Source organism: Nonomuraea jiangxiensis, assembly GCF_900099965.1.
Classification (GTDB): domain Bacteria; phylum Actinomycetota; class Actinomycetes; order Streptosporangiales; family Streptosporangiaceae; genus Nonomuraea; species Nonomuraea jiangxiensis.
Genome location: NZ_FNDJ01000004.1, coordinates 92,192 through 118,159 on the forward strand (window position 1 = coordinate 92,192; position 25,968 = coordinate 118,159).

The 25,968-nt window shown below is 71.1% G+C and carries 22 protein-coding genes; 10 read left to right on the top strand and 12 right to left on the bottom strand.

What is annotated here, in order from left to right:
• Window positions 1-130: 130 nt before the first annotated feature.
• Window positions 131-2,062, top strand: coding sequence for a Stk1 family PASTA domain-containing Ser/Thr kinase (gene pknB, locus BLS95_RS09850; protein ID WP_090930609.1), 1,932 nt, complete (start codon window positions 131-133; stop codon window positions 2,060-2,062).
• Between the two features lie 121 nt (window positions 2,063-2,183).
• Here the strand turns inward: pknB and alc are convergent, their stop codons facing one another.
• The 5 genes from alc to BLS95_RS09875 form a co-directional block, all read right to left on the bottom strand.
• Window positions 2,184-3,128, bottom strand: a complete 945-nt coding sequence (alc, locus tag BLS95_RS09855) for an allantoicase (RefSeq protein ID WP_090930610.1) — start codon at window positions 3,126-3,128, stop codon at window positions 2,184-2,186.
• A complete protein-coding gene (gene allB / locus BLS95_RS09860; RefSeq protein ID WP_090930611.1) occupies window positions 3,129-4,433 on the bottom strand; it encodes an allantoinase AllB in 1,305 nt (434 codons plus the stop codon).
• A complete protein-coding gene (locus BLS95_RS09865; protein ID WP_090931001.1) occupies window positions 4,434-5,588 on the bottom strand; it encodes a glycerate kinase in 1,155 nt (384 codons plus the stop codon).
• 281 nt (window positions 5,589-5,869) lie between these two features.
• Window positions 5,870-6,457 (bottom strand): GNAT family N-acetyltransferase, encoded by a 588-nt coding sequence (locus tag BLS95_RS09870; protein WP_090930612.1) that lies wholly within the window; start codon window positions 6,455-6,457, stop codon window positions 5,870-5,872.
• A gap of 10 nt (window positions 6,458-6,467) precedes the next feature.
• A complete protein-coding gene (locus BLS95_RS09875) occupies window positions 6,468-6,944 on the bottom strand; it encodes a YbaK/EbsC family protein (RefSeq protein WP_090930613.1) in 477 nt (158 codons plus the stop codon).
• Window positions 6,945-7,066: 122 nt separating this feature from the next.
• On the opposite strand from BLS95_RS09875, the gene BLS95_RS09880 reads away from it, so the two are divergent.
• A complete protein-coding gene (locus BLS95_RS09880) occupies window positions 7,067-7,900 on the top strand; it encodes a L,D-transpeptidase family protein (RefSeq protein WP_090930614.1) in 834 nt (277 codons plus the stop codon).
• Window positions 7,901-7,921: 21 nt separating this feature from the next.
• Here BLS95_RS09880 and BLS95_RS09885 read toward each other — a convergent pair whose 3' ends face one another.
• Both BLS95_RS09885 and BLS95_RS09890 read right to left on the bottom strand, forming a co-directional pair.
• Window positions 7,922-8,455 carry a hypothetical protein gene (locus BLS95_RS09885; RefSeq protein WP_090930615.1) on the bottom strand — a complete coding sequence of 178 codons (534 nt, stop codon included), beginning with the start codon at window positions 8,453-8,455 and terminating at the stop codon, window positions 7,922-7,924.
• Between the two features lie 33 nt (window positions 8,456-8,488).
• Window positions 8,489-9,094: a TetR/AcrR family transcriptional regulator gene (locus BLS95_RS09890; protein ID WP_090930616.1), complete on the bottom strand. Its 606-nt coding sequence runs from the start codon at window positions 9,092-9,094 to the stop codon at window positions 8,489-8,491.
• A 96-nt stretch (window positions 9,095-9,190) separates the two neighbouring features.
• Between BLS95_RS09890 and BLS95_RS09895 the strand changes: the two genes are divergently transcribed.
• Together BLS95_RS09895 and BLS95_RS09900 are read left to right on the top strand one after the other, a co-directional pair.
• Window positions 9,191-10,378, top strand: coding sequence for a cytochrome P450 (locus BLS95_RS09895; protein WP_090930617.1), 1,188 nt, complete (start codon window positions 9,191-9,193; stop codon window positions 10,376-10,378).
• A gap of 6 nt (window positions 10,379-10,384) precedes the next feature.
• Window positions 10,385-10,576, top strand: coding sequence for a ferredoxin (locus tag BLS95_RS09900; protein WP_090930618.1), 192 nt, complete (start codon window positions 10,385-10,387; stop codon window positions 10,574-10,576).
• A gap of 168 nt (window positions 10,577-10,744) precedes the next feature.
• Here the strand turns inward: BLS95_RS09900 and BLS95_RS09905 are convergent, their stop codons facing one another.
• Window positions 10,745-11,917, bottom strand: a complete 1,173-nt coding sequence (locus tag BLS95_RS09905; RefSeq protein WP_143043649.1) for a hypothetical protein — start codon at window positions 11,915-11,917, stop codon at window positions 10,745-10,747.
• A gap of 457 nt (window positions 11,918-12,374) precedes the next feature.
• On the opposite strand from BLS95_RS09905, the gene BLS95_RS09910 reads away from it, so the two are divergent.
• Window positions 12,375-12,821: an SAV_6107 family HEPN domain-containing protein gene (locus BLS95_RS09910; protein WP_090930620.1), complete on the top strand. Its 447-nt coding sequence runs from the start codon at window positions 12,375-12,377 to the stop codon at window positions 12,819-12,821.
• Window positions 12,822-13,868: 1,047 nt separating this feature from the next.
• Here the strand turns inward: BLS95_RS09910 and bldD are convergent.
• The 4 genes from bldD to BLS95_RS09935 all read right to left on the bottom strand — a co-directional run bounded on the left by bldD (window position 13,869) and on the right by BLS95_RS09935 (window position 18,575).
• Window positions 13,869-14,363 (bottom strand): transcriptional regulator BldD, encoded by a 495-nt coding sequence (gene bldD, locus BLS95_RS09920; RefSeq protein WP_026214021.1) that lies wholly within the window; start codon window positions 14,361-14,363, stop codon window positions 13,869-13,871.
• 590 nt (window positions 14,364-14,953) lie between these two features.
• Window positions 14,954-16,375 (bottom strand): amino acid permease, encoded by a 1,422-nt coding sequence (locus BLS95_RS09925; RefSeq protein WP_090930622.1) that lies wholly within the window; start codon window positions 16,373-16,375, stop codon window positions 14,954-14,956.
• 10 nt (window positions 16,376-16,385) lie between these two features.
• Window positions 16,386-17,321, bottom strand: coding sequence for a carbamate kinase (gene arcC / locus BLS95_RS09930; RefSeq protein ID WP_090930623.1), 936 nt, complete (start codon window positions 17,319-17,321; stop codon window positions 16,386-16,388).
• 9 nt (window positions 17,322-17,330) lie between these two features.
• Window positions 17,331-18,575, bottom strand: coding sequence for an arginine deiminase (locus BLS95_RS09935; RefSeq protein ID WP_090930624.1), 1,245 nt, complete (start codon window positions 18,573-18,575; stop codon window positions 17,331-17,333).
• A gap of 151 nt (window positions 18,576-18,726) precedes the next feature.
• Here BLS95_RS09935 and pyrR point away from each other — a divergent pair, with 151 nt between their 5' ends.
• The 5 genes from pyrR (at window position 18,727) to carB (ending at window position 25,962) form a co-directional block, all read left to right on the top strand.
• Complete coding sequence (pyrR, locus tag BLS95_RS09940; RefSeq protein WP_090930625.1) at window positions 18,727-19,299, top strand: bifunctional pyr operon transcriptional regulator/uracil phosphoribosyltransferase PyrR; 573 nt, start codon at window positions 18,727-18,729, stop codon at window positions 19,297-19,299.
• Window positions 19,296-20,213, top strand: a complete 918-nt coding sequence (locus BLS95_RS09945; protein WP_090930626.1) for an aspartate carbamoyltransferase catalytic subunit — start codon at window positions 19,296-19,298, stop codon at window positions 20,211-20,213. The genes pyrR and BLS95_RS09945 overlap by 4 nt, the downstream gene beginning before the upstream one ends.
• 67 nt (window positions 20,214-20,280) lie before the next feature.
• Window positions 20,281-21,585 (top strand): dihydroorotase, encoded by a 1,305-nt coding sequence (locus BLS95_RS09950; protein WP_090930627.1) that lies wholly within the window; start codon window positions 20,281-20,283, stop codon window positions 21,583-21,585.
• Window positions 21,582-22,688, top strand: a complete 1,107-nt coding sequence (gene carA, locus BLS95_RS09955; protein ID WP_090930628.1) for a glutamine-hydrolyzing carbamoyl-phosphate synthase small subunit — start codon at window positions 21,582-21,584, stop codon at window positions 22,686-22,688. Before BLS95_RS09950 ends, carA begins: the two co-directional genes overlap by 4 nt.
• The gene (gene carB, locus BLS95_RS09960; protein WP_090930629.1) at window positions 22,675-25,962 is read left to right on the top strand and encodes a carbamoyl-phosphate synthase large subunit; all 3,288 of its coding nucleotides are present in this window, start codon (window positions 22,675-22,677) and stop codon (window positions 25,960-25,962) included. Before carA ends, carB begins: the two co-directional genes overlap by 14 nt.
• Window positions 25,963-25,968 lie beyond the last annotated feature (6 nt).

Sequence of the window (25,968 nt, forward strand, 5' to 3'; positions counted from 1 at the left end):
TCAGGGCTGTGACACCAGTGAAGTTGTGTCCGCTTTGTCAAAATGTGGCGGCGAAGCAACGAGAACGTCTCCGCATCGGTTTCGGGCGGCCGGGCCCTGCCAGTGCCAAAACGCCCGTAAACTCAGCCGGGTGGATACGACGACTGCGGACCCCCTGGTCGGGCGGCTTCTCGATCGGCGCTATCGCATCGAGAGCCGGATCGCCCGGGGCGGTATGGCGACCGTCTACCTGGCGCTCGACATCCGGCTCGACCGGACGGTGGCGCTGAAGGTCATGCACCGCTCGCTCGCCGACGACCCGGCGTTCGTCCGGAGGTTCATCGGCGAGGCCAAGTCGGTGGCCAGCCTCTCTCATCCCAACGTGGTGCACGTCTTCGACCAGGGCACCGACCACGACATCGTCTACCTGTCGATGGAATACGTGCCCGGCAGGACGCTGCGCGACGTCCTGCGCGAGCGCGGCCGGCTGCCCGCCCGCGAGGCGCTGGAGATCCTGATCCCGGTGCTCGCCGCCCTCGGCGCGGCCCACCAGGCCGGGATGGTCCACCGCGACGTCAAGCCGGAAAACGTCCTCATCACCGACGACGGCCGGGTCAAGGTCGTCGACTTCGGCCTGGCCAGGGCCATCGAGGCGACCAACCAGACCCGCACCGGCATGATGATCGGCACCATCGGCTACATGGCGCCCGAGCAGGTCACCATGGGCGCCGCCGACGTGCGCAGCGACGTCTACGCCGCCGGCATCATGCTGTTCGAGCTGGTCACCGGCCAGCAGCCCTACGACGGCGCGACCCCGATGTCGGTGGCCTACCGGCACGTCCACGACACCGTCCCCGCGCCGTCGTCGCTGATCCACGACGTGCCGCCGCTGATCGACACGCTGGTGGCACACGCGACCGCCCGCGAGCCGCAGGACCGCCCCGCCGACGCCACCGCGATGCTGGTGGCCGCGGTGGACGCGCACCGGATGCTGCCGCGCACGACCGACCCGCAGGGCTCGCCCGTCCGCCCCTACACCGGACCGGCCCACGCCGCGCCGTCGGTGCCTCACACGGGGGCCCACTCGGCGCCCGCGTCTATGCCGCAGGCGGCGCCGGCGCACACGCTGATCCAGCCGCGGGTGGAGGCGGCGCCGGCGCGGCGCGGGTTCCGGCCCAGCTGGTTCCTGGTGACGCTGGCCGCCGTGATGGTGGTGGCGGTCGGCCTGACCGGCTGGTACTTCTCCCAGACCGAATACGTCCGGGTCCCCGACCTGGTCGGCAAGTCCCTCGTGGTGGCGGAGAAGAACGCGGCCGGGCTCGGCCTGAAGGTCCGTACGGCCCAGGGCCAGCACGACGAGAAGGTCGCCGAGGGCCTGATCCTGAGCACCGACCCGGTGCCCCAGTCGGAGGTGGAGAGCGGCTCCACGATCACGCTGGTGCCCTCGCTCGGGCCCAAGCGCGTGACCGTGCCCAACACCGCGGGCATGACCGGTAACGACGCCCGCGACACCATAGCCAAGGCCGGGCTGACGGTGGGCTCGGTCAAGCGGCTGGCCAACCAGCAGGTCGAGCGCGACAAGGTGATCCGCACCTCGCCGCAGGTGGGTGAGCGGGTCAAGGAGGGCGCGAAGGTCAACATCTACGTCAGCGCCGGCCTGGTCATGCCCGACGTCACCGGCATGACGAAGGACGAGGCCGCCGGATACCTCGGCGGGCAGGGCTTCCAGGTGCAGGTCAACGAGGTCGACGACGACGCCGAGCCGTGCACGGTGATCGCGCAGGCACCCAAGGCCAAGGCCGAGGTGGACAAGGGCGCGCCGGCGATGATCACGGTGGCGCGGTGCCAGACGGACTTCTGGGACTGGTTCCGCCGCGGTGACCACGAGGCCCGCGACGACCAGCAGTTCAGCATGGTGCCCGCGGTGATCGGCAAGGACGTCAAGGACGCCCAGGCCGAGCTGCAGGCGCTCGGCTTCCAGGTGCGCTTACAGCGGCTGGCCAACGGCGGCGTGGTGCAATATCAGCGGCCGCTGCCCAACAGCGAGCGCCCGCCCGGCAGCACCGTCTACCTCTGGCACTGACCGCCGCGCGCCGCCTCCGGCACTGACCGCCGCGCGCCGCCTCCGGCACTGACCGCCGCGCGCCGCCTCTGGCACTGACCGCCGCGCGCCACCTCTGGCACTGAGCGGCGCGCGGCGGCTCTCAGGCCAGGTGTCCGTGCAGGCGGACCCTGGCCAGGCCGCCGTCGGGGTAGATGTCCACGCGCACGTGGGTGACCGGGTCGCGGTGGCGCAACGGGAAGCGGTGCGGGGTGTCGGGCTGGAGCCTGGTCCTGGGCAGCAGCTCGATCTCCCGGTCGCCGTCGATCCCGGTGAGCGAGACCGCGGCGGGAGCGTTGAACAGCAGGTTCGTGGTGTCGATCTCGGCCAGCGCGAGCACGCCCCGGCCCGCCAGCCGGACGAGGAGCCAGTCGTTGCCCCCGTCCCTGCGGCGCGCGGTCTCCCAGCCCTCCGCCTGGTGGCGGGCCAGGCCGGGGGAGATGACGTTGTTGGGCGCGGAGTAGAAGTCGTCGGAGCACGCGGTGACCAGGCCGCCGTTCGCCAGCGCGGCCAGGTCGAGGCCGAGGCCCTCGTAGACCGACAGATCGGGACGGACCTCACCGTGCACCCGCAGGCGGGCGACACCGCCGTCGGGATGGATGTTCAGCCGTACGTGGGTGTAACGGGTCTCGTCGGCCACCTCGAAGTGGTGCTCGGCGTCGCCCTTGAGCCCGGCCCGCGGGACGATCTCGGTCCACGGGGCGGCCAGCAGCTCGGCCGGTGACGGATGGCCGCCGACGGCCGCGGCCTCGACGGAGGCGTACGGCGGGTAGTTGCCCTTGAACCAGGCCGTGTCGATCACCACCCCGCGGATGACCCCGGGGAGCCCGAGCCGGACGAGGGCCCAGTCGTGGCCGGGCTCGCGGCGGCGCCGGGTCTCCCACCCGTCGTACACCTGCCCCTTGTGGCCGAACGTCTCCGCCAGGAAGCCGGGCCGTCCCGGCTTGATCAGGCTCTCCTTCTCGGCGAACGACTCGTCGCTGGCCGCCACGACGGAGCCGCCGAGGGTGCGCAGGGCGAGATCGGGCAGGGTGGTGAACGGTGGCATCTACTGCTCTCCCAACAGGAGTCGTCCGTGCGGCTCGCCGTCCACGGGCCGGCCGCGCAACCAGGTGGTCAGTACGGCCCCCCGCAGCCTGTGGCCGTGGTACGGGGTGACCGGGTGCGTGTGATGCAGGAGGGCGGCGTCGACCAGGTTGTCGTCGGCGGGATCGAAGGCGACCAGATCGGCGTCGTTGCCGGCCTCGATACCCCCCTTCCGTGGGATGCCCGCCATCGAGGCGGGATTGGCCGACATCCAGCGGGCCACGTCCGCCAGCCCGTACCCCCTGCGCGAAGCCTCCGTCCAGATCGCGGCCAGGCCGAGCTGGAGCGAGGCGATGCCGCCCCAGGCCGCGGCGAAGTCGGGCACTTTCAGCTCGGCCGGCGACGGCGAGTGGTCGGACACGACGCAGCTCAGCACCCCCCGGGCCAGGCCCTCCCACAGCCGGTCGCGGTTGGCGCCGGAGCGGATCGGCGGGCAGCACTTGTACGCGGTGACCCCCTCGGGCACCTGCTCGGCCGAGAGCGTCAGGTAGTGCGGGCAGGTCTCCGCCGTGACGGCCACGCCGTCGGCCTGGGCCGCCGCCAGCACGTCCAGGCACTCGGCGCTGGAGACGTGCAGGACGTGCGCCCTCGCACCGGTCTCCGCGGCCAGCCGCGCGACCTGCGCGACGGCGCTGCGCTCGGACGCCCCGGGCCGGGAGTCCAGAAACTCCCGGTAGGTCGGGCCGCCCGGCTCCGAGAGCAGCGCCGGGTCCTCGGCGTGCACCACCATCACCCCGCCGATCGCGGCGACCTCCTCCATGGCCCGCCGCATCCCGGCCGGTCCGAGCGGCGGGAACTCCGGCACCCCCGACGGCGACATGAAGCACTTGAACCCGTAGACCCCGCGTTCGCGCAGGGGGCCCAGGTCCTTGACGTTGCCGGGCACGGCGCCGCCCCAGAATCCGACGTCCACGTGGCACTGCCCGCGCGCCGCCCGCAGCTTGGCCTCGAACGCCGCCACGTTCACGGTGGGCGGCAGCGAGTTGAGCGGCATGTCCAGGAGTGTCGTGACGCCGCCGGCCGCCGCTGCCCGCGTGGCCGCGGCGAAGCCCTCCCAGTGGGTCCGCCCCGGCTCGTTGACGTGCACGTGCGTGTCCACCAGGCCGGGGAGCAGGGCCAGGTCGCGCAGGTCGACGTCGGCGGCGGCGTCGAGGGGCGCGGCGTAGTCGTACAGGGCGGCGATCCGCTCGCCCCGCACGGCCACGGCCGCCGGCCGCTCGCCCTCCGGCGTGACGGTCCTGCGGGACCGGATCACCAGATCGATCATCTATTCCCCATGGAGGTGGACGACGGCGACCCGGGCGGCGAGGCGTTCGAGCAGGGGACCGGCCTCCGCCATGCAGCGGGCGGGGTCGGGCTCCAGATCGGTGAGGGCGTAGGCGGCCTCGATGCCCGCGGCCTTGAGCTCGGCGTCGGTGAGCGTACGCCGGCCGCAGACCGCCACCACGGGCACGCCCGCCTTGGCCGCGGCCTGGGCGACGCCGACGGGCGCCTTGCCGCGCAGCGACTGCTCGTCCAGGGAGCCCTCGCCGGTGATCACCAGCCGCGCGCCCTGGACCTGCTCCCCGAACCCGAGCAGGTCGAGCAGGTAGCCGATGCCGGGCCGGAGCTCGGCGTGCAGGAAGGCCAGCGCGGCGAACCCCACCCCGCCCGCGGCCCCGGCCCCCGGCGCGCCCGCCACCCCCATCGCCCGGGGGACGTCGTCATGCTCGACGGCCCCCTGCAGCCCATGCGTCGCCGTGGCTACGGCGGCCAGCCTGGACAGGCCCGCTTCCAGTGTCTTCACGTCCTCGGGGGTGGCGCCCTTCTGCGGCCCATAGACGGCGGCGGCCCCGTGCGGGCCGAGCAGGGGATTGTCCACGTCGCTCGCCACCACGAACTCCACCCCGGCGACATCGAGGAAGCCCGACAGGTCGATGCGGTCGAGGGAACGCAACGCGGCCCCGCCCCGGGGCAGGTCGGCGCCGGCGGCGTCCAGCAGGCGCGCGCCGAGGGCCTGGGCCATGCCCGCGCCCCCGTCCGTGCAGGCGCTGCCGCCCAGGCCCAGCACCACACGGCGGGCGCCGCGGCGCACCGCGTCGGCGATCAGCTCGCCGGTGCCGTAGCTGGTGGCGGTCAGGGGCTCACGCCCGCCCGGCAGCCGCCGCAGGCCGGACGCCTCCGCCAGCTCCACCACCGCGTCCGCGGAGGCGGGCAGCCAGGCGTACGAGGCCGGGATCCGTTCGCCCGTGGGCCCGGTGACCTCGATCGTGACCCGGGTGAAGCCGCCCGCCACGGCGGCGTCGACCGTGCCGTCACCACCGTCGGCCACCGGCAACTCGACCGTCGGCACCCCGAGCCCCGCTGACACCCGGGAGGCGACCTCGGCCGCGGTCAGCGACCCCTTGAACTTGTCAGGGGCGACGAGAACATGCTGAACCACTACGAACTCCCACACATTGATGAACAATGTCCTGACACGCCTTCCTGCCCGGTGCGAGCGGGCAGGAAGGCGTGACTCATCATCCTGACATTTGCTACGGGCGGGGAGCCCTGCCGGGCGGGCGGCGCGTACGAAGTCCCGCCACCCGCCCGCAGGGGGACCGGGCGGGTGACGGGCAGGGGACAGTAGCCGACAGGTAAAGAGTCAGTTACTTTCTGTCATGGACAGTGCCCGTGGCCATGCCACGGCAAACCCAGGAGTCACGTACGCCTCATGAGTGGTCAGGGCAGGGGGAGGGGACGGCCCACGATCGCGTACCGCTCGTAGCCGCCCGGGAAGACGAACTCGGTGAGCAGGTCCTGGAACCCCATGGCGCCGTAGAGGTGGCGGGCGGCCGTGGGTTGGTCGTGGGTGGACAGGACGGCCGAGCGCTCCACGCGGCCCGCGCACAGCGTGCGGATCATCGCCCGGCCGATGCCCTTGCCCTGGTAGTCGGGGTGTACGTGGATCTCGGCCAGCTCGAACGCGTGACCCAGCCAGGCGTTGGCGGCCTCCCGGCCCGATTTCTCCGTCAGGGCCCTCAGGACCACGTCGTGCCACCACTGCCCGGGTGCGCCGCGGAAGCCGTAGGCGAAACCGACGACTTTGGGGGTGAGGCCGGGGGTTTCGAGGCCAGGCAAACCGGGGCATGAATCACGCAATTCGGCGAAATAACACTGAAAATGGGGATATGTCCCGTGATTTCGCATGATGGTCTTGCGGCCGGCGATCTGCTCCGCGGGTGGGTTCATGGCCGCCGTGTAAATGCCGATCACCGTCTCCAACTGCTCGGTGAACTCGGCCGGACCCGCCCCGCGAAACTCGATCACTCGTCGCACACTACTCGACGTCCACCGGAGTGCCTCCGGTGATGCGCACCAACTCGTCGAACGTCGTCGGGAACACCGTCAGCGGATGCCCACCGGCCGCCCACACCACCTCGTGCTTGCTCAACCAGTTGTCCACCAGGGTCCGGACCGGCGCCGGATGCCCGACCGGGGCGACGCCGCCGATGGGCTGGCCGGTGGCGGCCCTGACGAACTCGGGGGTCGCGCGGCGTACCCGCTCGACGCCCGCCGTCCGCGCGATCAGCTCCACGTCCACGCGGTGCGCCCCGCTGGTCAGCACCAGCAGCGGCGCGCCGTCCGCGTCGAAGATCAGGCTGTTGGCGATGGCGCCGACCTCGCAGCCCAGCTGGGCCGCCGCGGTCGCGGCCGTGGGCGCCTTCTCCGGCAGCACGACGACCTCCCCGCTCGCGCCCAACTCGCGCAACGCGGATTCCACGACAACGGCATTCGCCGGCAGGTTCTCAGACATGAAGACACTCTAAACAGATTGACCGCTTCATTACCCATTCATGGGCAGTGGTGTAGGGTCCACTGATCTGTTCGTCAATGATATGAGAGGTGGTACTGGTGGGGGCTCGACGGCTGCCCGGGATGGCTGCTCTTCTGACGGCTGGCGCCGTCGTACTCACGGGCTGCGGCACGCGGACGGTGGATCGTGCGCCGTCCTCTCCCTTAGCCGGCTCCGCGGTCCCGGCCGGCACGCCGTCGGACCTGTCCGGGGCATCCCGGTCCGGCCCGATCGCCGCCCCCTCCACCTCTTCCGCCGAGGACCCCGTCGTCGCGCCGCGCAGGACGCTCAAGCTCGGCGCCAAGGGCAAGGCCGTCACCTGGATGCAGCGGCGCCTGACCGAGCTCGGCTATCTCCCCGGCAGGGCCGACGGCAGGTACGGCGGGACGACGCTGGCCGCCGTGTGGGCGTTCCAGAAGGTCAACGGTCTCAAGCCGACCTCCACCATCGCCAGGCGCACCTGGGAGGCCCTGGAGACCCCCAAGGCCCCCAGGGTCCTGGTCAGGAACGGCAGGCCGACCCGCGCCGAGGTCGACCTCACCAAGCAGATCATGGTCCTGTACGTCCGGGGCGAGGCCAAGCTGATCACCCACGTCTCGTCCGGCAGCGGCATCCCGTACTGCGAGACCACCACCTGGCAGGGCAAGCAGCAGCGGTTCTGCGGCTCGGCCGGCACCCCGACGGGCAACTACCGGACGACGTGGCGCGCGAGCGGCTGGCACAAGTCCTACCTCGGTGAGCTCTACAACCCGATCTTCTTCAACGGCGGGATCGCCTTCCACGGGGCGTTGTCGGTGCCGCTGTACCCCGCCTCGCACGGGTGCGTGCGCATGCCGATGAACGTGGCCCAGGTCCTGCCGGGGATGCTCGGCAAGGGCGTGCCGGTCCACGTACGCGGCAAGTTCCGGCGCGCCTGACCTCGGACGTGGCCGGGGCGGCTAGGCGCGTTCCTGGTCGGCCGCCACCGGCGGGCGCCTGCTCGCCCCCGCCGCCGACGCCAGGCCCACGGCCTGCGCCAGCCCGGCCGCGACCAGGATGAGGGCCGTTCCGGATAGCCAGGAGGGCAGGCCGTCGACGAAGCCGTCCGCGTTGTAGAGCTCCGCCAGCAGCCGTACCGGGTTGACGAACGCGACCAGCGACGCGGCGGCGTACGGCACGATCAGCACCCCGGAGAGCACGAGAAGGAACGTGCGCCCCCGGCCGGACCGCCGCAGCAGCACGCCGATCACCCCGAACGCCACCGCGAGCAGCTCCACGGCCAGGGTCAGCCACCAGATCAGCCGCCAGGTGTCCACGCCCACCGCCGTCATCCCGTCGGCGTCCACCCGGCCCTCCCAGCCAGGAGCGGTGATCTGGGCCCGAACCGCCGTGCGGATGGCGGCGTGGTTGACGACCGCGTACGCCGCCACCAGCAGCGGCCCCAGCGCCAGCAGGACCAGGCCGATCGGCCGCCCCCGAACGTTCCGCGCCATCCGCTCACCTCCTGGGAATGTCCGTGTGCGGTCCTAGCCGAGAGAGCGCAGCCCGGCCAGCGTGATCTGGGCCGCGCGGCGACCAGTGTCCCAGATCTCCTGCAACGACCGGCTGTTGTCCAGGTTGGCGAAGACCGCGAGTTTTATCGCGCCGACCAACGCTCCCACCGCCGCGGCGGCCTCGGTCAGGCTCAGCCGGTCCCGGTAGGCGTCGTGCAGCGCCCGCGCCAGCGCGAGCTGGGTGTCGAACAGCAGCAGCAGAGCCTTGGCCTGCAGCGCCGGCACCGTCAGGATGAGCCGTATCCGCAGCTCGGTGTTCTCGAACGTCAGCTCCTCGTACGTGGCCGTCATCCGCATGCTCTCGTCGACCACTTTCATCAGCACGTCGGCCGGGGACTCGTCGGGAGCCCTGCCGGCCAGCAAGGACATGGCCAGCTCGGCCCGGGCGCCCGTGTCGTAGAAGAGCACGTCCTCCTTGGCCGCGAAGTAGCTGAAGAACGTGCGCGTCGAGACGTCGGCCGCCGCGGCGATCTCCGCGAGCGTCGTCTCCTCGAACCCCTTCTCCTCGAACAGCCGGAGCGCCGCCTCGATCAGCGCCCGGCGCGTGCGCTGCTTCTTGCGCTCCCGCAGTCCCACCATGACGGAACTATACGACATTTGAAGAGGTTTTTTCACCTATTGTAATTTTGCATCGGTTGAGGTTTTCTGGAGGAGACAACAGGAGAGGAGCCGTTCATGTCCGAACTGACCTATCCCACCGTCCGCGAGCGCCCGCTCGACCCGCCCGCCGCGGCCACCCGGCTGCGCGAACGGGCCTCCATGCACCGGATGACCTACGCCGACGGCCACCTCGGCTGGCTCGTGACCGGCTACGCGGCCGCCCGCGCCGTGCTGGCACACCCCGACTTCAGCAACCGCCCGGAGCTGATGCACCCGCCCATCGCGATCGGGAGGCTGGCGGAGCGCGGGCAGTTCAAGGTGCCGCCGGGCTTCTTCCTGCGCATGGACGCGCCGGAGCACACGCGCTACCGCAAGCTGCTCACCGGTCAGTTCACGGTGCGCAGGATGAAGCTGCTCGAACCCAGGATCGCGGAGATCACCGAGGCGTGCCTGGACCAGATGGCCGCCGCCGGCGGTCCCGTGGACCTCGTACAGGCGTTCGCGCTGCCGATCCCGTCACTGGTCATCTGCGAGCTGCTCGGGGTGCCGTACGAGGATCGTGCGCAGTTCCAGGAGGAATCCAGGCTCCTCCTCAACCTGGAGACCAAGGCGGACGACGCGGTCGCCGCGCTGGGCCGGGTCATGGCCTACCTGCACGGGCTGATCGGGCGCAAGCGGGACACGCCGGCCGACGACCTGCTCAGCGGGCTCATCGAGGGCGGGGAGCTCCAGGACGACGAGCTGACCGGGATCGCGTTCCTGCTGCTGGTGGCCGGGCACGAGACGACCGCGAACATGCTGGGCCTGGGGACGTACGCGCTGCTCACCAACCCCGACCAGCTCGCCGCCATGCGGGACGACCCGGCGGTGGTGGACAACGGCGTCGAGGAGCTGCTGCGCTACCTCACGATCATCCATCTCGGCCCGTTCAGGACCGCCACGGCGGACGTCGAGATCGACGGCAACCTCGTCAAGGAGGGCGAGACGGTCGCCGTTCACCTGCCCACGGTCAACCGCGACCCGTCCCGCTTCCACGGCGGTGACGACCTCGACCTCGCCCGCCCCGCCAGTGGGCACCTGTCCTTCGGCCACGGCATCCACCAGTGCCTGGGGCAGCAGCTCGCCCGAGAGGAGATGCGCATCGCGTACCCCGCACTGCTGCGCCGCTTTCCTGGCCTACGCTTGGCCGTAACACCCGAGGAGGTGCCGATGCGCTCGGACATGTCCATCTATGGAGTGCACCGCCTCCCTGTCACTTGGTAGGTCACAATGGAAATCAAGGCTGATACGACGGTGTGCATCGGAGCGGGCATGTGCGCGCTGACGGTGCCGGCGGTGTTCGACCAGAGCGAGGATGAGGGCACGGTCCTGCTGTTGCAGCAGGTGCCGCCGGCGGACCTGGAGGACGCTGTCCGCCGTGCCGTGACCCTGTGCCCATCGGGAGCCATCTCGATCTCGTAACGTCCGCCGCCTTTCGCCTTGCCACCCCCCGAACTACCGGGGCCGCCGCCCCCGATGCCCATCCGGCGACGGCCCCGCCCCCCTTGACACGGCCCCCTCCCCGCGCCGCCGTCACGCCTGACGTCCACGCCGCCTTGCGCCCGGCATCGGCGGGTGGGCTCGCGACGCTCACTCGCAGCCCCTGTGCTTGATCGGGACGACCTTCTCCGGCGTCGCCTTGTACGGTGGCGCCGCGAGGTAGCCGCCGTACACCGCGCTCCCGTAGGGGACCAGCCCCGGGTCGCGAACTCGAAGCCCTGCCTTGTCGATCCTGCCGGTCTGCCGGGCGCCGCCGGTCATGATGTCCAGTGCGAAGGTGTTCTCGACGGTCGTGTCCTGCGAACGCTTGCGGACGACGCTCACGAGTACCTCTCTGGGGCTCAACCAGCCGATCCCCCATCCTCGGAGAACATCCGCCGGCAGCCGGGGGGTGACGACCGAGATGGTCTTCCCGGTGGTGAGGTCCACGGTGACCAGCTTGTCCGGGCTGATGTCGTTGCCGCACGCAGGGATGTTCCTGGGGACAAGGTCGAAGGCGAGACCGTCCTGGGCGATGAACCCGCCCAGAGCCCTCTGGTCGTGCAACCCCGTGACGGTGATGTGGTGGACGGGGCCGCCCGTGGTCTGCAGGCGCACCCCGGTGTCCGCCGCGGTCTCCGTGGTGAGCCGGGAGCCGGTCGCGTCCACGTCGATCACGTTCCCGGGCACCTCGCGGGTCTCCCCTGTCGCGACCGCGGCGAGCACGGCGCCCTCCTCGTCGGGGGGCAGGTTGTAGATCATCAGCCACGTCCCCTTCCCCAGGAACTCCATGGCGGCGGTGTCGGTGCTTCCCGCGATGTCCCACGTGAACGCGTGCTGCATGGGGGTCGTCGCGCCGGTGGCCAGTTCGCGTACGACCAGCCGCCCGTCGCTCGCCCGGTAGTAGGCGATGCGCAGGCCGTCCGGACTGATCGCCAGCGGGGCCGTGCCGCTCTCATCGTCGGTCTCGTAGTCGCCCAGCGCCTCGGGTAGGTACCAGACGCCGCCGTCGCGGGTCAGGAGGCGCCAGTGTCCGCACGCGCCGGCCGTCTCGCCCGCGGCCTCGCTGCCGCAGGTGTAGGCGTAGGTGGCCGGGCCGACTCCCGAGGGCGGGAGCGCGCGTAGGCCTGGCGGAGTCTCGGCGACCGCCGTGGGCGGCCGGGCGACGGTGGCTTGTGAGACGCGTACCGGTTTCGGCGGCGATCCAGCAGGGGCGGTCGAGGAACAGCTCACCACCATCATCGCCACGGCGAACAGCAGCATGATCTTGGCGCTTGGAGTCACGCTCAGTTGGAGTTCGCGGGGAGGCCGGCAAGCCGGCCTTCCTCATTACAAATGCGTCACGGTCGCGCCGTGCCTGCCGGGTCTGCTTGGCGCCTCCATGCGCGATGGGAGGCGGTGTGGCCGGATTCATGGTCGTCGAACCCATGTTCGTGGAACAGGTTGACACAAGGCTTGATCGAAATTATGTTCGATCTAGTGACGGTGAGGCTCGCGGCTCAGCGTCACTGGGACCTGGCCGCGGGCCGTTCGCTTCCCCAAGCGATACCCGCGGTCAGGTCCACGGGCGAAGGGTGTGTCCTCGTCGTCGGCGGAGACGAGTGGGCGCGTCCTGGCCGGACGGGGAGAGGGGAAGCTCCTCGTCCGGCCGGCCTGGCGGAAATGTCAGTGGAGTCTGCAAGTGTTGGCTCCACCGGCGGAGACGTCGGCAGCCGCCCATGACTCCAAGGAGGCGCGCAAGATGGCACCAAGGCCTAGAGAGACGCCCGGGCCCCGGCTGTCGCCTGCGGTTCGGGCACATCTGACCGATTCACGTTCCTGCCTGGCGGAGGCGGCTAGCGCCCGCACCGCGGCATCCCGATATGTGGCGGCTCACCTGGCGGCTCTTCGAGCGGCGGCGGCGATCCTGGCCGCCCGCCCTCGGCCCATGGAAGGCCGCAGGCGCCGCCTGCGCAGCGCGTGGGAGTTGCTGCCCGAGGTCGAGCCGCACCTGGCCGAGTGGGCCGCCTACTTCTCGGTGAGCGCCGACAAGCGCGCCGCCGCGGAGGCGGGCATGGTCCGCCGGATCAGCGCCGCCGACGCCGACGAGATCCTGGCCGAGGCGGAGACGTTCGTCTCCACGATCGAAGACATCCTCGGCCTCCCCGCCCAGCCCCAACTCCCGATGAACGTCCCCCTGGCAGGCTGATCTCCGAGGCCCCGAAGCCACCCCTCAAAGCGACGGCCCCCCGCCGACCACGCGCCCACGGGCTTCGGCGCGCCCAGTGCGCTCCAGTGCGCGCTCGCACGCGTCCGCGCCCCCGGTACGCCCTCGCTGCGCTTCGGCGGCGCGATGGGCGGCGCGATGAGTAGCGGATGGGCGGCGGATAGGCGGCGTGGACCGGCGTGCCCGTGCCCGGCTGCCCCCTGCCCTGCGGTTGACCTGCGGCCTGCGGTTGACTTGCGGCCTGCGGTTGACTTGCGGCCTGCGCTTGGCCCGTGGCCTGTGCCGGGAGCGCGCTCAGGCGCCACCGGCTTCGCGTCAGGCGCCGACGGTCACGGGTGCTGATCGTCGGAGTGCGGGCGGTCTCCGGCGGGCTTACCGGTGCCCGTGGCGTGTCCTGGGACCCGAGCGAGCCGCTGCCCTGTGACTCCGAGCGGGCCACACATGCCCGACGACCTTCTGAACGAGACTCCACACGGCCGCAGCCCCTCATCCGAGCGGTACATGCCGCCTTCGCTTGGAGCGGGCCTGCGCGGGCGCACGGCCCTGGCCTGGAGCGGACCCTGGGCGGAGGGCGGCTCATGGAGCGGGGCTACGCATGGCCGGATGTGCACTCGCGCGGGGCGCGCATAGCCGGACGAGCATTGGGGGCGGGCCACGCATGGACGGACGAGCACCGGGGCGCGGTCGCGCATGGCCGGACGATGCACCGGGGCGCGGGCGCGCATGGCCGGACGATGCACCGGGGCGCGGGCGCGCATGGCCGGATGGGCGCTCGGGGCGGGGTCCGCGGGTCGGAGGTCGTCGCTGGTGAGGTCCAGGAGGGCCGAGGTCCCCGTCAGGGGGAGGTCCGGCCGTCCTGTGGTCGGACAAGCGGGGTTCGCGCGGCTGAGGGGTCTCAGAGCGACGTGGGCGCGAGTCTGGACGGACCAGGCGGAGCAGGAGCCGGACAGGGCACAGGGGTGACCGGGCCTCGGGCTCGGCGGGCGGCTGTGCGAGGAGCGGCCTGAGGCCGGCCGCCCCTCGGGCGGGTCAGAAGGACTCGACGGCGCGGCGCGCCTCGGCGTCCAGGACGCCCCAGCTGATGAGCTCCTCGGTCAGCTCGCTCGGCGACTTGTCGTAGATCACGGCAAGCGAGCGCAGGTCCTCCTGGCGGATCGACAGGACCTTGCCGTTGTAGTCGCCGCGCTGGCTCTGGATCGTGGCGGCGTAGCGGGCCAGGGCCCCCGCCTTCTCCTTGGGCAGCGTGGCAAGGCGCTCCAGGTCGATCACAAGCTTGGGCGTCGGCCCGAGCGGACTGGGCGCGGCTCCGCCCGGCAGCAGCTCTGAAACGGGCACCCCGTAGAAGTCGGCAAGCTCGGCAAGCTTCTGCACGGTCACCGCACGGTCGCCACGCTCATAAGAGCCCACGACTACGGCTTTCCACCTGCCGCGTGACTTCTCCTCGACTCCATGCAGGGACAGCCCCTGCTGGGTGCGGATGGCGCGGAGTCGTGCACCCAGCGACTTTGCGTACTCAGACGGCATCGTGTGGCCCCCCGGCTCTCGTAATGTATCGCTCTCAGTAGATTGTGCTCCCTTGCGGCGAATGCCCGAGCCACCGGGGGGTCTGGTGCCAAGCTCGGCACCAACGGTAGCCGTGGCCCTGGGTTTACCCCAGAACGCCGCGCGGTGTGGTTACGCACAGTGACGGTAAAGGGGTGGACGCCTGAGGTCAAGCTGATTGGAAAAAAGATGCCGAATCCGGTCCGGGAGGGAACGCAACAAACGCCCCTCATGTCCCGGTGCTAACACTACTTCGTCAGAGTTTGCCGAGTGGCGTGTTCGCCTCGGATCTGCCTGGTGAGGACCAAGAAAGGGCAGGTCGAGGCCATCATGATCTTGACCGAGGTGTCGCCGGGAAGATCCGCCCGAGTCGCCCGGTGTCGCTCGAAGCGCTTATGATCATCTTGCCGGGGGGCCACGAGGTCGCGCCAAGGGCCTGGGCGACGTCACGACCCTCCAGCGCCTCGACCTCCGCCCGCTGCGGACCACAGGTCGGCGTCGTGCGGGGCAACGGGGGGAGTGCGGGAACTGGTGTGCGCCACATGGCCGGCCTGTACGTCGTCAAGCCTCGTTCAGGACACCTCGGCATTGAGCCGCGAATGGCCATAGCCGTACAGGAAGTAGCAGATCAGGCCCACGAGCATCCACAGGCCGAACGCCAGCCAGGTGACCCCCGCCAGCCCCGCCATCACGACGCCGCAGAGGATCGCGCCGAGCACCGGCGTGGCCGGGAAGAGCGGCGTGCGGAAGCTTCGCGGCAGCTCGGGGCGGCGGTAACGCAGCACCAGCACGCCGACGTTGACCAGGGCGAAGGCGAACAGCGTGCCGATACTGGTCGCCTCCGCGAGCTGCCCGAGCGGCACCAGCCCGGCCAGTACGCAGATGAACGCCGCCACGATGAGGGTGTTGGCCACCGGGACCCGGCGGCGCGGGCTGACCCGCTGGAAGACACGCGGGATGAGCCCGTCACGGGACATCGCGAACAGGATGCGGGTCTGCCCGTAGATGACCGTCAGCACGACGCTGGCGATGGCGATCACCGCGCCGAACGACACGATCAGCCCCGGCCAGGTCGCGCCCACGGCCAGGTCCGCGATGCGGGACAGGCCGGCCTGGGTGCCCTCGGGGTCGAAGCCCGTCCACGGCATCGCCCCGACGGCCGCCAGGGCCACCAGCACGTAGACGGCGGTCACGAGGGCCAGCGACAGGACGATCGCCAGCGGCAGGTCACGCCTGGGGTTCCTCGCTTCCTCGCCGGCGGTGGAGGCGGCGTCGAAGCCGATGTAGGAGAAGAACACCTGCGAGGCCGCCGCCGTGATCCCGGCCACCCCCATGGGGGCGAAGGGCGCGAGGTTCCCCGACCGGAAGGCTGTGAACGCCACCGCGCAGAAGAACGCCAGCACCGCGACCTTGACCAGCACGAGGACCGCGTTGGCCGTGGCGCTCTCCGAGGCCCCGTGGAGCAGCAGCCAGGTGGCCAGTAAGACGATGGCGATCGCGGCGACGTTGACCACGCCGCCGTCCTGGCCGGGGGAGCGGGTGATCGCCTCCGGCAGCGTGAAGCCGAACAGCGCCCGCAGGAAAGCGTTGAGATATTCGCCCCAGCCCACGGCCACGGCCGCCACGGACACGGCGTACTCCAGCATGAGGCACCAGCCGCAGATCCAGGCCACCAGCTCGCCCAGCGTCGCGTACGCATACGAGTAGGACGACCCGGACACCGGGATCGTCCCGGCCAGCTCGGCGTACGACAGCGCCGAGAACAGCGCCGTGATCGCCGCCAGCACGAACGACAGCACCACCGCCGGCCCCGCCTTGGGCACCGCCTGCCCCAGGATGACGAAGATGCCGGTGCCGAGCGTGGCACCCACGCTGAACAGGGTGAGCTGCCACAGCGACATCGTGCGCCGCAGCTCACCGCCCTCCCCGTGCCCGCCCTCGGCGACGATGCGCTCGGTCGGCTTGGTACGCAGGAGCCGTCGGGCCAGTGTCATGCGACACCCCCTACAGGGTGCTCGTCAGCGGCCACCTGCCGTTGGGCGTGACGATGGTCCCCGCCGAGCCGTCGAGTATGCGTTCGGCATCGTCCAGCTTCCCGATGGCGGCCATGTCGCCCGTCGTCTCCACGAACCGGCACGCGGCCTCGACCTTCGGGCCCATGGACCCGGCGGGGAAGTCGATGGCCCGCAGCTCGTGCGGCGTGGTGTGGGCGATCTCCGTCTGCTCCGGCGTGCCGAAGTCCCGCATCACGCGCGGCACGTCGGTCAGGCTCAGGAACGCGTCGCACTCCAGCGCCTCGGCCAGCATCGCCGCCGTCAGGTCCTTGTCCACGACCGCCTCGACGCCGGCCAGCCGGCCGCGTTCGTCGCGCACGACCGGGATGCCGCCGCCGCCCGCGCAGATCACGATCACGCCCTCGCGCACGAGCTGCCGGATCAGCCGCGTCTCGACGATGCGCCGCGGGGCGGGGGAGGGTACGACCCGCCGCCAGGCGGTGCCGTCCCGCGCGACCGTCCAGCCGTGCTCGCCGGCCAGCTTCTCGGCCTCCTCCCGGTCATAGGACTGCCCGACGAACTTGGTCGGCCGCTCGAAGGCCGGGTCCACGGCCGTCACCAGCGTCTGCGTGATCATGGCCAGCACCTGCCGGCCCGGCAGCGCGTTCTGCAGCGCCTGCTGCATCCAGTAGCCGATCATGCCCTGCGTCTGCGCGCCGAGCGTGTCGAACGGGTAGGGGCGGCTCAGGTTCGGGTCGCCCGCGCTCTGCAGGGCCAGCATGCCGACCTGGGGGCCGTTCCCGTGGGTGATGACCAGCTCGTGCCGGGCGGCGAGCCTGGCCAGCGTCCTGACGGCGGAGCGAACGTTGGCGAGCTGTGTGTCGGCGTCCGGCCGCTGGCCGCGCCTGAGCACCGCGTTGCCGCCCAGTGCCACGATGACCCGCATGGCCTCCCCCTAGATGCCGTCGCGTTCGAGCGGGCAGCTCATGCACCGCGGCCCGCCGCGGCCCCTGCCGAGCTCGCTGCCCCTGATGGTGATCACCTCGATGCCGTGCTCGCGCAGGTGGTTGTTGGTGGTGGTGTTGCGCTCGTAGGCGACGATCACCCCGGGCTCCAGCGCCAGCCCGTTGCAGCCGTCGTCCCACTGCTCCCGCTCGGCGGCGGACACGTCCTGCGTGGGCGTCAGGACCGTGATGGCGGGCAGGTCCAGGGCACGGGCGATGGCCTTGTGCATGTCCTCCGGCGGGTGGTCGGTGACCTTGAGCTCCTTCGGCGTCACGCCGGGCTCGATGGTGTACGCGGGCAGCATGCCGAGCCCGGCGTACTGGGTGAACACGCCGACGTCCAGCATGGTCATCACCGTGTCCAGGTGCATGAACGCCCGCGCCTTCGGCATGTCGAGGGCCACGATCGTCCTCGCCGAGCCGGCCCGGAACAGCCGCTGCGCCAGCATCTCCACCGCCTGCGGCTGCGTGCGCTCGCTCATCCCGATCAGCACCGCGCCCCGGCCGATGACCATCACGTCGCCGCCCTCGATGGTGGCCGGCGCCACCGCCTGGCCGGGCATCCAGCAGTGGTAGCCGCCCTCGTCGGGCCGGTTGAAGCCGCCGGCGAACGTCGGGTGGAACATGTAGACGGCCTCCATGTTGACCGTCTCCCGCATGCGGGCCTTCTTCTTCATCGCGTTGATCGAGACGCCGTCGTACACCCAGCAGGAGGTGTCGCGGGTGAACAGGTGGTTCGGCAGCGGCGGCAGGATGAAGTCCTGGCCGCCCAGCGTGTGGAAGGTCACCGAGTCGGGGGCGCAGCCCAGCTCGGCCAGCTCCCGCTTGGTGATGCCGCCGGTCAGGTAGACCTGCAGCGTCGCCGCGTCCATGCCGTCGAGCGTGTTGCGGATGTCGTCGATGGCGCCCCGGCCGAGCCAGCGCTCGTCGATGACCGCGTCGAGGATGTGCTTGCGCGCCTCCGGGATCTCCACCGTCTCCCTGAGCAGGTCGGACAGCTCGTGAACGCGGATGCCGCGGCCACGCAGCACCTGCTGGAACTCCTCGTGCTCCTCCTTGGCGCGCTGGACCCAGAGCACGTCGTCGAAGAGGAATCCGTCCTTGTTGGTCGGGGTCAGCCGTTTCAGCGCCAGATCCGGCTTGTGCAGGAGGACCTGCCTGAGGGGCCCGACCTCCGAATCGACGTGGAATGTCATCTTTGCTCTATCCCCCTTCCGGCGGCCGTCACGCCGGCCGCCGCCACGGGAGGGTGCTCCCGTTGTTCCAGGTAGCCCCTGGTACTGTGTGTCCCGACCAACACCCTTTTAAGACCCGTCCCGTGAGGCGGGAAAGGTGGTGAGATTCGCCATGTCCGATTCCCGACCCGACTCCAGGGGGCCCGATGGCCGGGCCGTGCTGGAGGCGCCGGACATCCACCGGGCGCTGACCCGGATCGCGCACGAGATCCTCGAACGCACCAAGGGCGCCGGTGACGTCGTCCTCCTCGGCATCCCGACCCGCGGCGCCACGCTGGCGACGCGCCTCGGCGAGCGCATCGAGCAGTTCGAAGGCGTCAAGACCCCGGTCGGCTCGATCGACATCACAATGTACCGCGACGACCTGCGGCTCAAGCCCGCCCGGCCGCTCGGCCGGACCGAGGTGCCGCCTGACGGGATCGACGGCAAGATCGTGGTGCTCGTCGACGACGTGCTCTACTCGGGCCGCACCGTGCGGGCCGCGCTCGACGCGCTCAACGACCTCGGCCGCCCGACCGCCGTCCAGCTCGCCATCCTGGTCGACCGCGGTCACCGCGAGCTGCCCATCCGCGCCGACTACGTCGGCAAGAACCTCCCGACGGCCAAGAGCGAGAAGGTCAAGGTCTATCTGCAGGAGACGGACGGCCGTGACGCCGTCCTGCTCATGAAGGGGGAGGCCAGGTGAACCGGCACCTCATCTCCGCGGGCGACCTCACCAAGGACGACGCGCTGCTCATCCTGGACACCGCCGAGGAGCTGGCGAGGGTCTCGGAACGTTCCATCAAGAAGCTGCCGACGCTGCGCGGGCGTACGGTGGTCAACCTGTTCTTCGAGGACTCGACCCGGACGCGGATCTCGTTCGAGGCGGCGGCCAAGCGGCTGTCCGCGGACGTGATCAACTTCTCGGCCAAGGGGTCGAGCGTGTCCAAGGGCGAGTCGCTCAAGGACACCGCGCTCACCCTGGAGGCCATGGGGGCCGACGCGGTCGTCATCCGCCACAGCGCCTCCGGCGCGCCGCACCGGCTGGCCAACTGGGTGCACGGCAGCGTGGTCAACGCCGGCGACGGCACCCACGAGCACCCCACGCAGGCCCTGCTGGACGCCTTCTCGATGCGCCGCCGCCTGGGCAACCTCGACGGGCGCAAGGTCGCGATCGTCGGCGACGTGCTGCACAGCCGGGTCGCCCGCTCCAACGTGCTGCTGCTGCACACGCTCGGCGCGGAGGTCACGCTGGTCGCGCCGCCCACGCTGGTGCCGGTGTCCATCGGCACCTGGCCGTGCGAGGTCTCCTACGACCTCGACGCGGTGCTGCCCAAGGCCGACGTGGTGATGATGCTGCGGGTGCAGAAGGAGCGGATGAACGCCGCGTACTTCCCGTCGGAGCGCGAATACTCGCGCCGGTACGGGCTGGACCGGGAACGCTTCGCCAAGATGCCGGAAGAGGCGATCGTGATGCATCCGGGGCCGATGAACCGCGGTATGGAGATCGCGGCCGAGGTGGCCGACTCCGCGCGGTCCACGATCGTCGAACAGGTCGCCAACGGCGTGACCATCCGCATGGCCGTCCTGTACCTCCTGCTCGGAGGAGAGACCGCGTGAGCCTGCGCAGCAGCGTACGAACCAAGGGGCACAGCATCTCGATCATTGTGCCGACGAAGGAGGCCCGATGATCATCAGGAACGTCAGGATCCTCGGCGGGGAGCCGGTGGACCTCCGGGTGGTGGACGGGGCGATCGCCGCGATCACCCCCGCCGGACAGGCCGCCGCCGGCGCCGACGGGGAGCAGGTGATCGACGGGCAGGGCGCCATCGCGCTGCCCGGGCTGGTCGACCTGCACACACACCTGCGCGAGCCCGGCAGGGAGGACGCCGAGACCGTGCAGAGCGGCACGCAGTCGGCGGCCCGCGGCGGATACACCGCCGTGCACGCCATGGCCAACACCTCGCCCGTGGCCGACACCGCGGGCGTGGTCGAGCAGGTGTGGCGGCTCGGCCGCGAGTTCGCGCACTGCGACGTGCACCCGGTCGGGGCCGTCACCGTCGGCCTGGAGGGCAGGCAGCTGGCCGAGCTGGGCGCGATGGCCGACTCGGCCGCCCGCGTGCGCGTCTTCTCCGACGACGGCAGGTGCGTCGACGACGCCGTGCTGATGCGCCGCGCCCTGGAATACGTCAAGGCCTTCGACGGCGTCATCGCCCAGCACGCCCAGGAGCCCAGGCTCACGGCCGGCGCCCAGATGAACGAGGGCGTCGTCTCCGGCCGGCTCGGTCTGACCGGCTGGCCGGCGGTGGCGGAGGAGGCGATCATCGCCCGTGACTGCCTGCTGGCCGCCCACGTCGGCTCCAGGCTGCACATCTGCCACGTCTCCACGGCGGGCTCGGTGGAGATCCTGCGCTGGGCCAAGTCCAAGGGCTGGAACATCACCGCCGAGGTCACCCCGCACCACCTCCTGCTCACCGACGACCTCGTCGAGGAGTCGCCGGTGGGTGCGTACAACCCGATCTACAAGGTCAACCCGCCGCTGCGCACCCGGGCCGACGTCGAGGCGCTGCGGGCCGCACTGGCCGACGGCACGATCGACATCGTCGCCACCGACCACGCGCCGCACCCGGTCGAGGACAAGGAGACCGAGTGGTCGGCCGCCGCCATGGGCATGGTCGGCCTGGAGACGGCGCTCAGCGTGGTCCAGGAGGCCATGGTCGAGACCGGCCTGCTCGACTGGGCGGGCGTCGCCGAGCGCATGTCGGTCGTGCCCGCGCGCATCGGCCGCCTCAGCGGCCAGGGCCGCCCGCTGGAGGCCGGCGCGCCGGCCAACATCACGCTGTACGACCCGTCCGCGCGCACCGAGGTGGACCCCTCCGCGTTCGCCTCCAAGAGCAGGAACACCCCCTACGAGGGGATGACGTTGCCCGGCCGGGTAGTGGCCACGTTCCTGCGCGGCACGCCGACCGTACTCGAAGGGAAGCTGGTTTGAACTCATCGGTGCTCGTCCTGGAGGACGGCCGCGTCTTCCACGGAACTCCGTACGGCGCCGACGGCGAGACGTTCGGCGAAATGGTCTTCAACACCGGCATGACCGGCTACCAGGAGACCCTCACGGACCCGTCCTACCACCGACAGATCGTCGCCATGACGGCGCCGCACATCGGCAACACCGGCGTCAACGACGAGGACCCGGAGTCGGGCCGCGTCTGGGTCGCCGGCTACGTCGTGCGCGAGCCGTCCAGGGTGGTCTCCAACTGGCGGGCGAACCGCTCGCTCGACGCCTACCTCAAGGAGCAGGGCGTCGTCGGCATCGCCATCCCCGGCACGCGCGCGCTCACCCGCCACCTGCGCGAGCGCGGCGCCATGCGCGCGGGCATCTTCACCGCGCCCGCCGAGCCGCTGGCGGAGCTCGTCGAGCGGGTACGCCGCTCGCCCGCCATGGAGGGCGCCGACCTGGCCGCCGAGGTGGCCACCACCGAGCCCTACATGGTGCCGGCGATCGGCCGGAAGAGGTTCACCGTCGCGGCCGTGGACCTGGGCATCAAGGGCATGACCCCGCACCGGATGGCCGAGCGCGGCTGCGAGGTGCACGTGCTCCCGGCCGACGCCACCTACGAGCAGATCATGGCGGTCCGGCCGGACGGCGTGTTCTTCTCCAACGGGCCCGGCGACCCGGCCACCGCGGACGTGACGGCCCTGGGCTCGATCCTGGGGGCCAGGGTGCCGTTCTTCGGGATCTGCTTCGGCAACCAGCTGTTCGGCCGCGCCCTCGGGCTGTCCACGTACAAGCTGCGTTACGGGCACCGGGGCGTCAACCAGCCGGTCCAGGACGTGCGGACGGGCAAGGTGGAGATCTCGGCGCACAACCACGGGTTCGCCGTCGAGGCGCCCCTGGACGGGCCCTTCGACACCCCGTACGGGCGGGCCGAGGTCAGCCACGTCAACCTCAACGACCGCTGCGTGGAGGGCCTGCGCCTGCTGGACGGGCCGGCCTTCAGCGTTCAGTACCATCCGGAGGCCGCGGCCGGGCCTCACGACGCCGCCTACCTTTTCGACGAGTTCTGTGAGGTCATGAGCCGTGCCCAAGCGTGAGGACATCAGGTCCGTCCTGGTGATCGGGTCGGGGCCGATCGTGATCGGCCAGGCGTGCGAGTTCGACTACTCGGGCACCCAGGCGTGCCGGGTGCTGCGGGCCGAGGGGTTCCGCGTCGTGCTGGTCAACAGCAACCCGGCGACGATCATGACCGACCCCGAGTTCGCGGACGCCACGTACGTCGAGCCGATCACCCCCGAATACGTCGAGAAGATCATCGCCAAGGAGCGTCCCGACGCGCTGCTGCCCACCCTGGGCGGGCAGACCGCGCTCAACACGGCGGTGGCCCTGCACGAGTCGGGCGTGCTGGAGAAATACCAGGTCGAGCTGATCGGGGCCGACTTCGACGCGATCCAGGCGGGCGAGAACCGCGAGCGGTTCAAGGAGATCGTCGCCAAGGTCGCCCGCGAGCGCGGGCTCAACGCGGAGTCGGCCAGGTCGATCATCTGCCACTCGATGGAGGAGTGCCTGGCCGCGGCCGGCGAGCTGGGCTACCCGCTGGTGGTCCGGCCGTCGTTCACGATGGGCGGCGCCGGCTCCGGCTTCGCCCACGACGAGGACGACCTGCGGCGCATCGCCGGCGCCGGGCTCGACGCCTCGCCGACCACCGAGGTGCTCCTGGAGGAGTCCATCCTCGGCTGGAAGGAATACGAGCTGGAGGTCATGCGCGACAAGAGCGACAACGTCGTCATCGTGTGCTCCATCGAGAACATCGACCCCATGGGCGTGCACACCGGCGACAGCGTGACGGTGGCGCCCGCGCTGACCCTGACCGACCGCGAATACCAGAACATGCGCGACGTCGCCATCGCCGTCATCCGCGAGGTCGGCGTCGACACCGGCGGCTGCAACATCCAGTTCGCGGTCGACCCGGCCACCGGCCGCATGATCGTCATCGAGATGAACCCCCGCGTGTCCCGGTCGAGCGCCCTGGCCTCCAAGGCCACCGGCTTCCCGATCGCCAAGATCGCCGCCAAGCTCGCCATCGGCTACACCCTCGACGAGATCCCCAACGACATCACCAAGGAGACGCCGGCCTCGTTCGAGCCGACGCTCGACTACATCGTGGTGAAGGTGCCGAGGTTCGCCTTCGAGAAGTTCCGCGGCGCCGACGAGACGCTCACCACGCACATGAAGTCCGTGGGCGAGGCCATGGCCATCGGCCGCTCCTTCCCCGAGGCGCTGCAGAAGGCGCTGCGCTCGCTGGAGAAGCGCGACTCCTCCTTCACCTGGGCGGGCCCGCCCGGGGAGAAGGACGAGCTGCTGGCGGCCTGCCGCACCCCGCACGACGGGCGGCTGCGGACGATGCAGCAGGCCGTCAGGGCGGGCGCCACGGCGGCGGAGCTGTACGACGCGACGCACGTCGACCCGTGGTTCATCGACCAGCTCTTCCTGCTCGACGAGGAGGCGCGGCGGGTCGCCGCGGCGCCCGAGCTGACCGTCGAGGTGCTCGCCCGCGCCAAGCACCTGGGGTTCAGCGACACGCAGGTGGGCGAGATCCGCGGCATCGACGAGGCCCGGGTCCGCGACCTGCGGCACGCGCTGGGGCTGCGGCCGGTCTACAACACGGTCGACACCTGCGCCGCCGAGTTCGCCGCCAGGACGCCCTACCTCTACTCGACCTACGACGAGGAGAGCGAGGTGCCGACCGGCGAGCGGCGCAAGGTCATCATCCTCGGCTCCGGGCCCAACCGCATCGGGCAGGGCATCGAGTTCGACTACGCGTGCGTGCACGCCTCGTTCGAGCTGTCCAGGGCCGGGTTCGAGACCGTCATGGTCAACTGCAACCCTGAGACCGTCTCGACCGACTACGACACCTCCGACCGGCTCTACTTCGAGCCGCTCACCCTGGAGGACGTCCTGGAGGTCGTGCACGCCGAGCAGCAGACCGGCCCGGTCGTGGGCGTGATCGTGCAGCTCGGCGGGCAGACGCCGCTCGGGCTGGCGCAGGCGCTCAAGGACGCGGGGGTGCCCGTGGTGGGCACCTCGCCGGAGTCCATCCACCTGGCCGAGGAGCGCGGCGCGTTCGGGCGGGTGCTGGCCGAGGCGGGCCTGCCCGCGCCGAAGCACGGCACGGCGCTGACGGTGCCGGAGGCGCTGGAGATCGCCGAGGAGATCGGCTACCCGGTGCTCGTACGCCCCTCCTATGTGCTGGGCGGCGCCGGCATGGCCATCGTGTACGACGACCGGACGCTGACCACGTACATGGCGGCCCAGGAGGGCGGCCACCCCGTCCTGGTGGACAAGTTCCTGGACGAGGCCATCGAGATCGACGTGGACGCCCTCTACGACGGCGAGGAGCTCTACCTCGGCGGCGTCATGGAGCACATCGAGGAGGCCGGCATCCACTCCGGCGACTCGGCGTGCGCGCTGCCGCCCATCACGCTCGGCAGCCACGACATCAAGCGCATCCGCGCCGCCACCGAGGCCATCGCCGCCGGGGTGGGCGTGCGCGGGCTGCTCAACGTCCAGTACGCCATGTCGGCCGGCGTCCTGTACGTCCTGGAGGCCAACCCGCGCGCCAGCCGTACGGTGCCGTTCGTGTCCAAGGCCACGGCGGTGCCGCTGGCCAAGGCGGCGGCCCGGGTGATGCTCGGCGCGTCCATCGCCTCGCTGCGCGAGGAGGGCATGCTGCCGGCCACCGGAGACGGGGGCACGCTGCCCATGGACGCCTCGATCGCGGTCAAGGAGGCCGTGCTGCCGTTCAACCGGTTCCGGGGCGTGGACATCGTGCTGGGGCCAGAGATGCGCTCCACGGGCGAGGTCATGGGCATCGACAAGTTCTTCGGGATCGCGTTCGCCAAGTCCCAGGCCGGCGCCTATGGCGAGCTGCCGACGCGCGGACGCGCGTTCGTGTCGGTGGCCAACCGGGACAAGCGTGCGATGATCTTCCCCGTGAAGGCGCTGGCTGATCTCGGGTTCGAGATCCTGGCCACCGAGGGCACCGCCGAGGTGCTGCGCCGCAACGGCGTCCATGCCAAGATCGTGCGAAAGCAGAGCGAGGGGACCGGGCCGGGAGGTGAGCCCACGAGCGTGCAGGCCATTCTCGACGGCGAGGTCGATCTGATCGTCAACACGCCGTTCGGCAGCCCGGGGCAGTCGGGGCCACGGCTCGACGGCTACGAGATCCGCACCGCCGCGGTGCTGCGCGGCATCCCGTGCATCACCACGGTCGCCGGACTCGCCGCGGCGGCCGCGGGCATCCAGGCCATCGTGCGCGGTGACGTGGGCGTACGGTCGCTCCAGGAGCACGCACAGGCGATTCGGGGCTGACCCCGC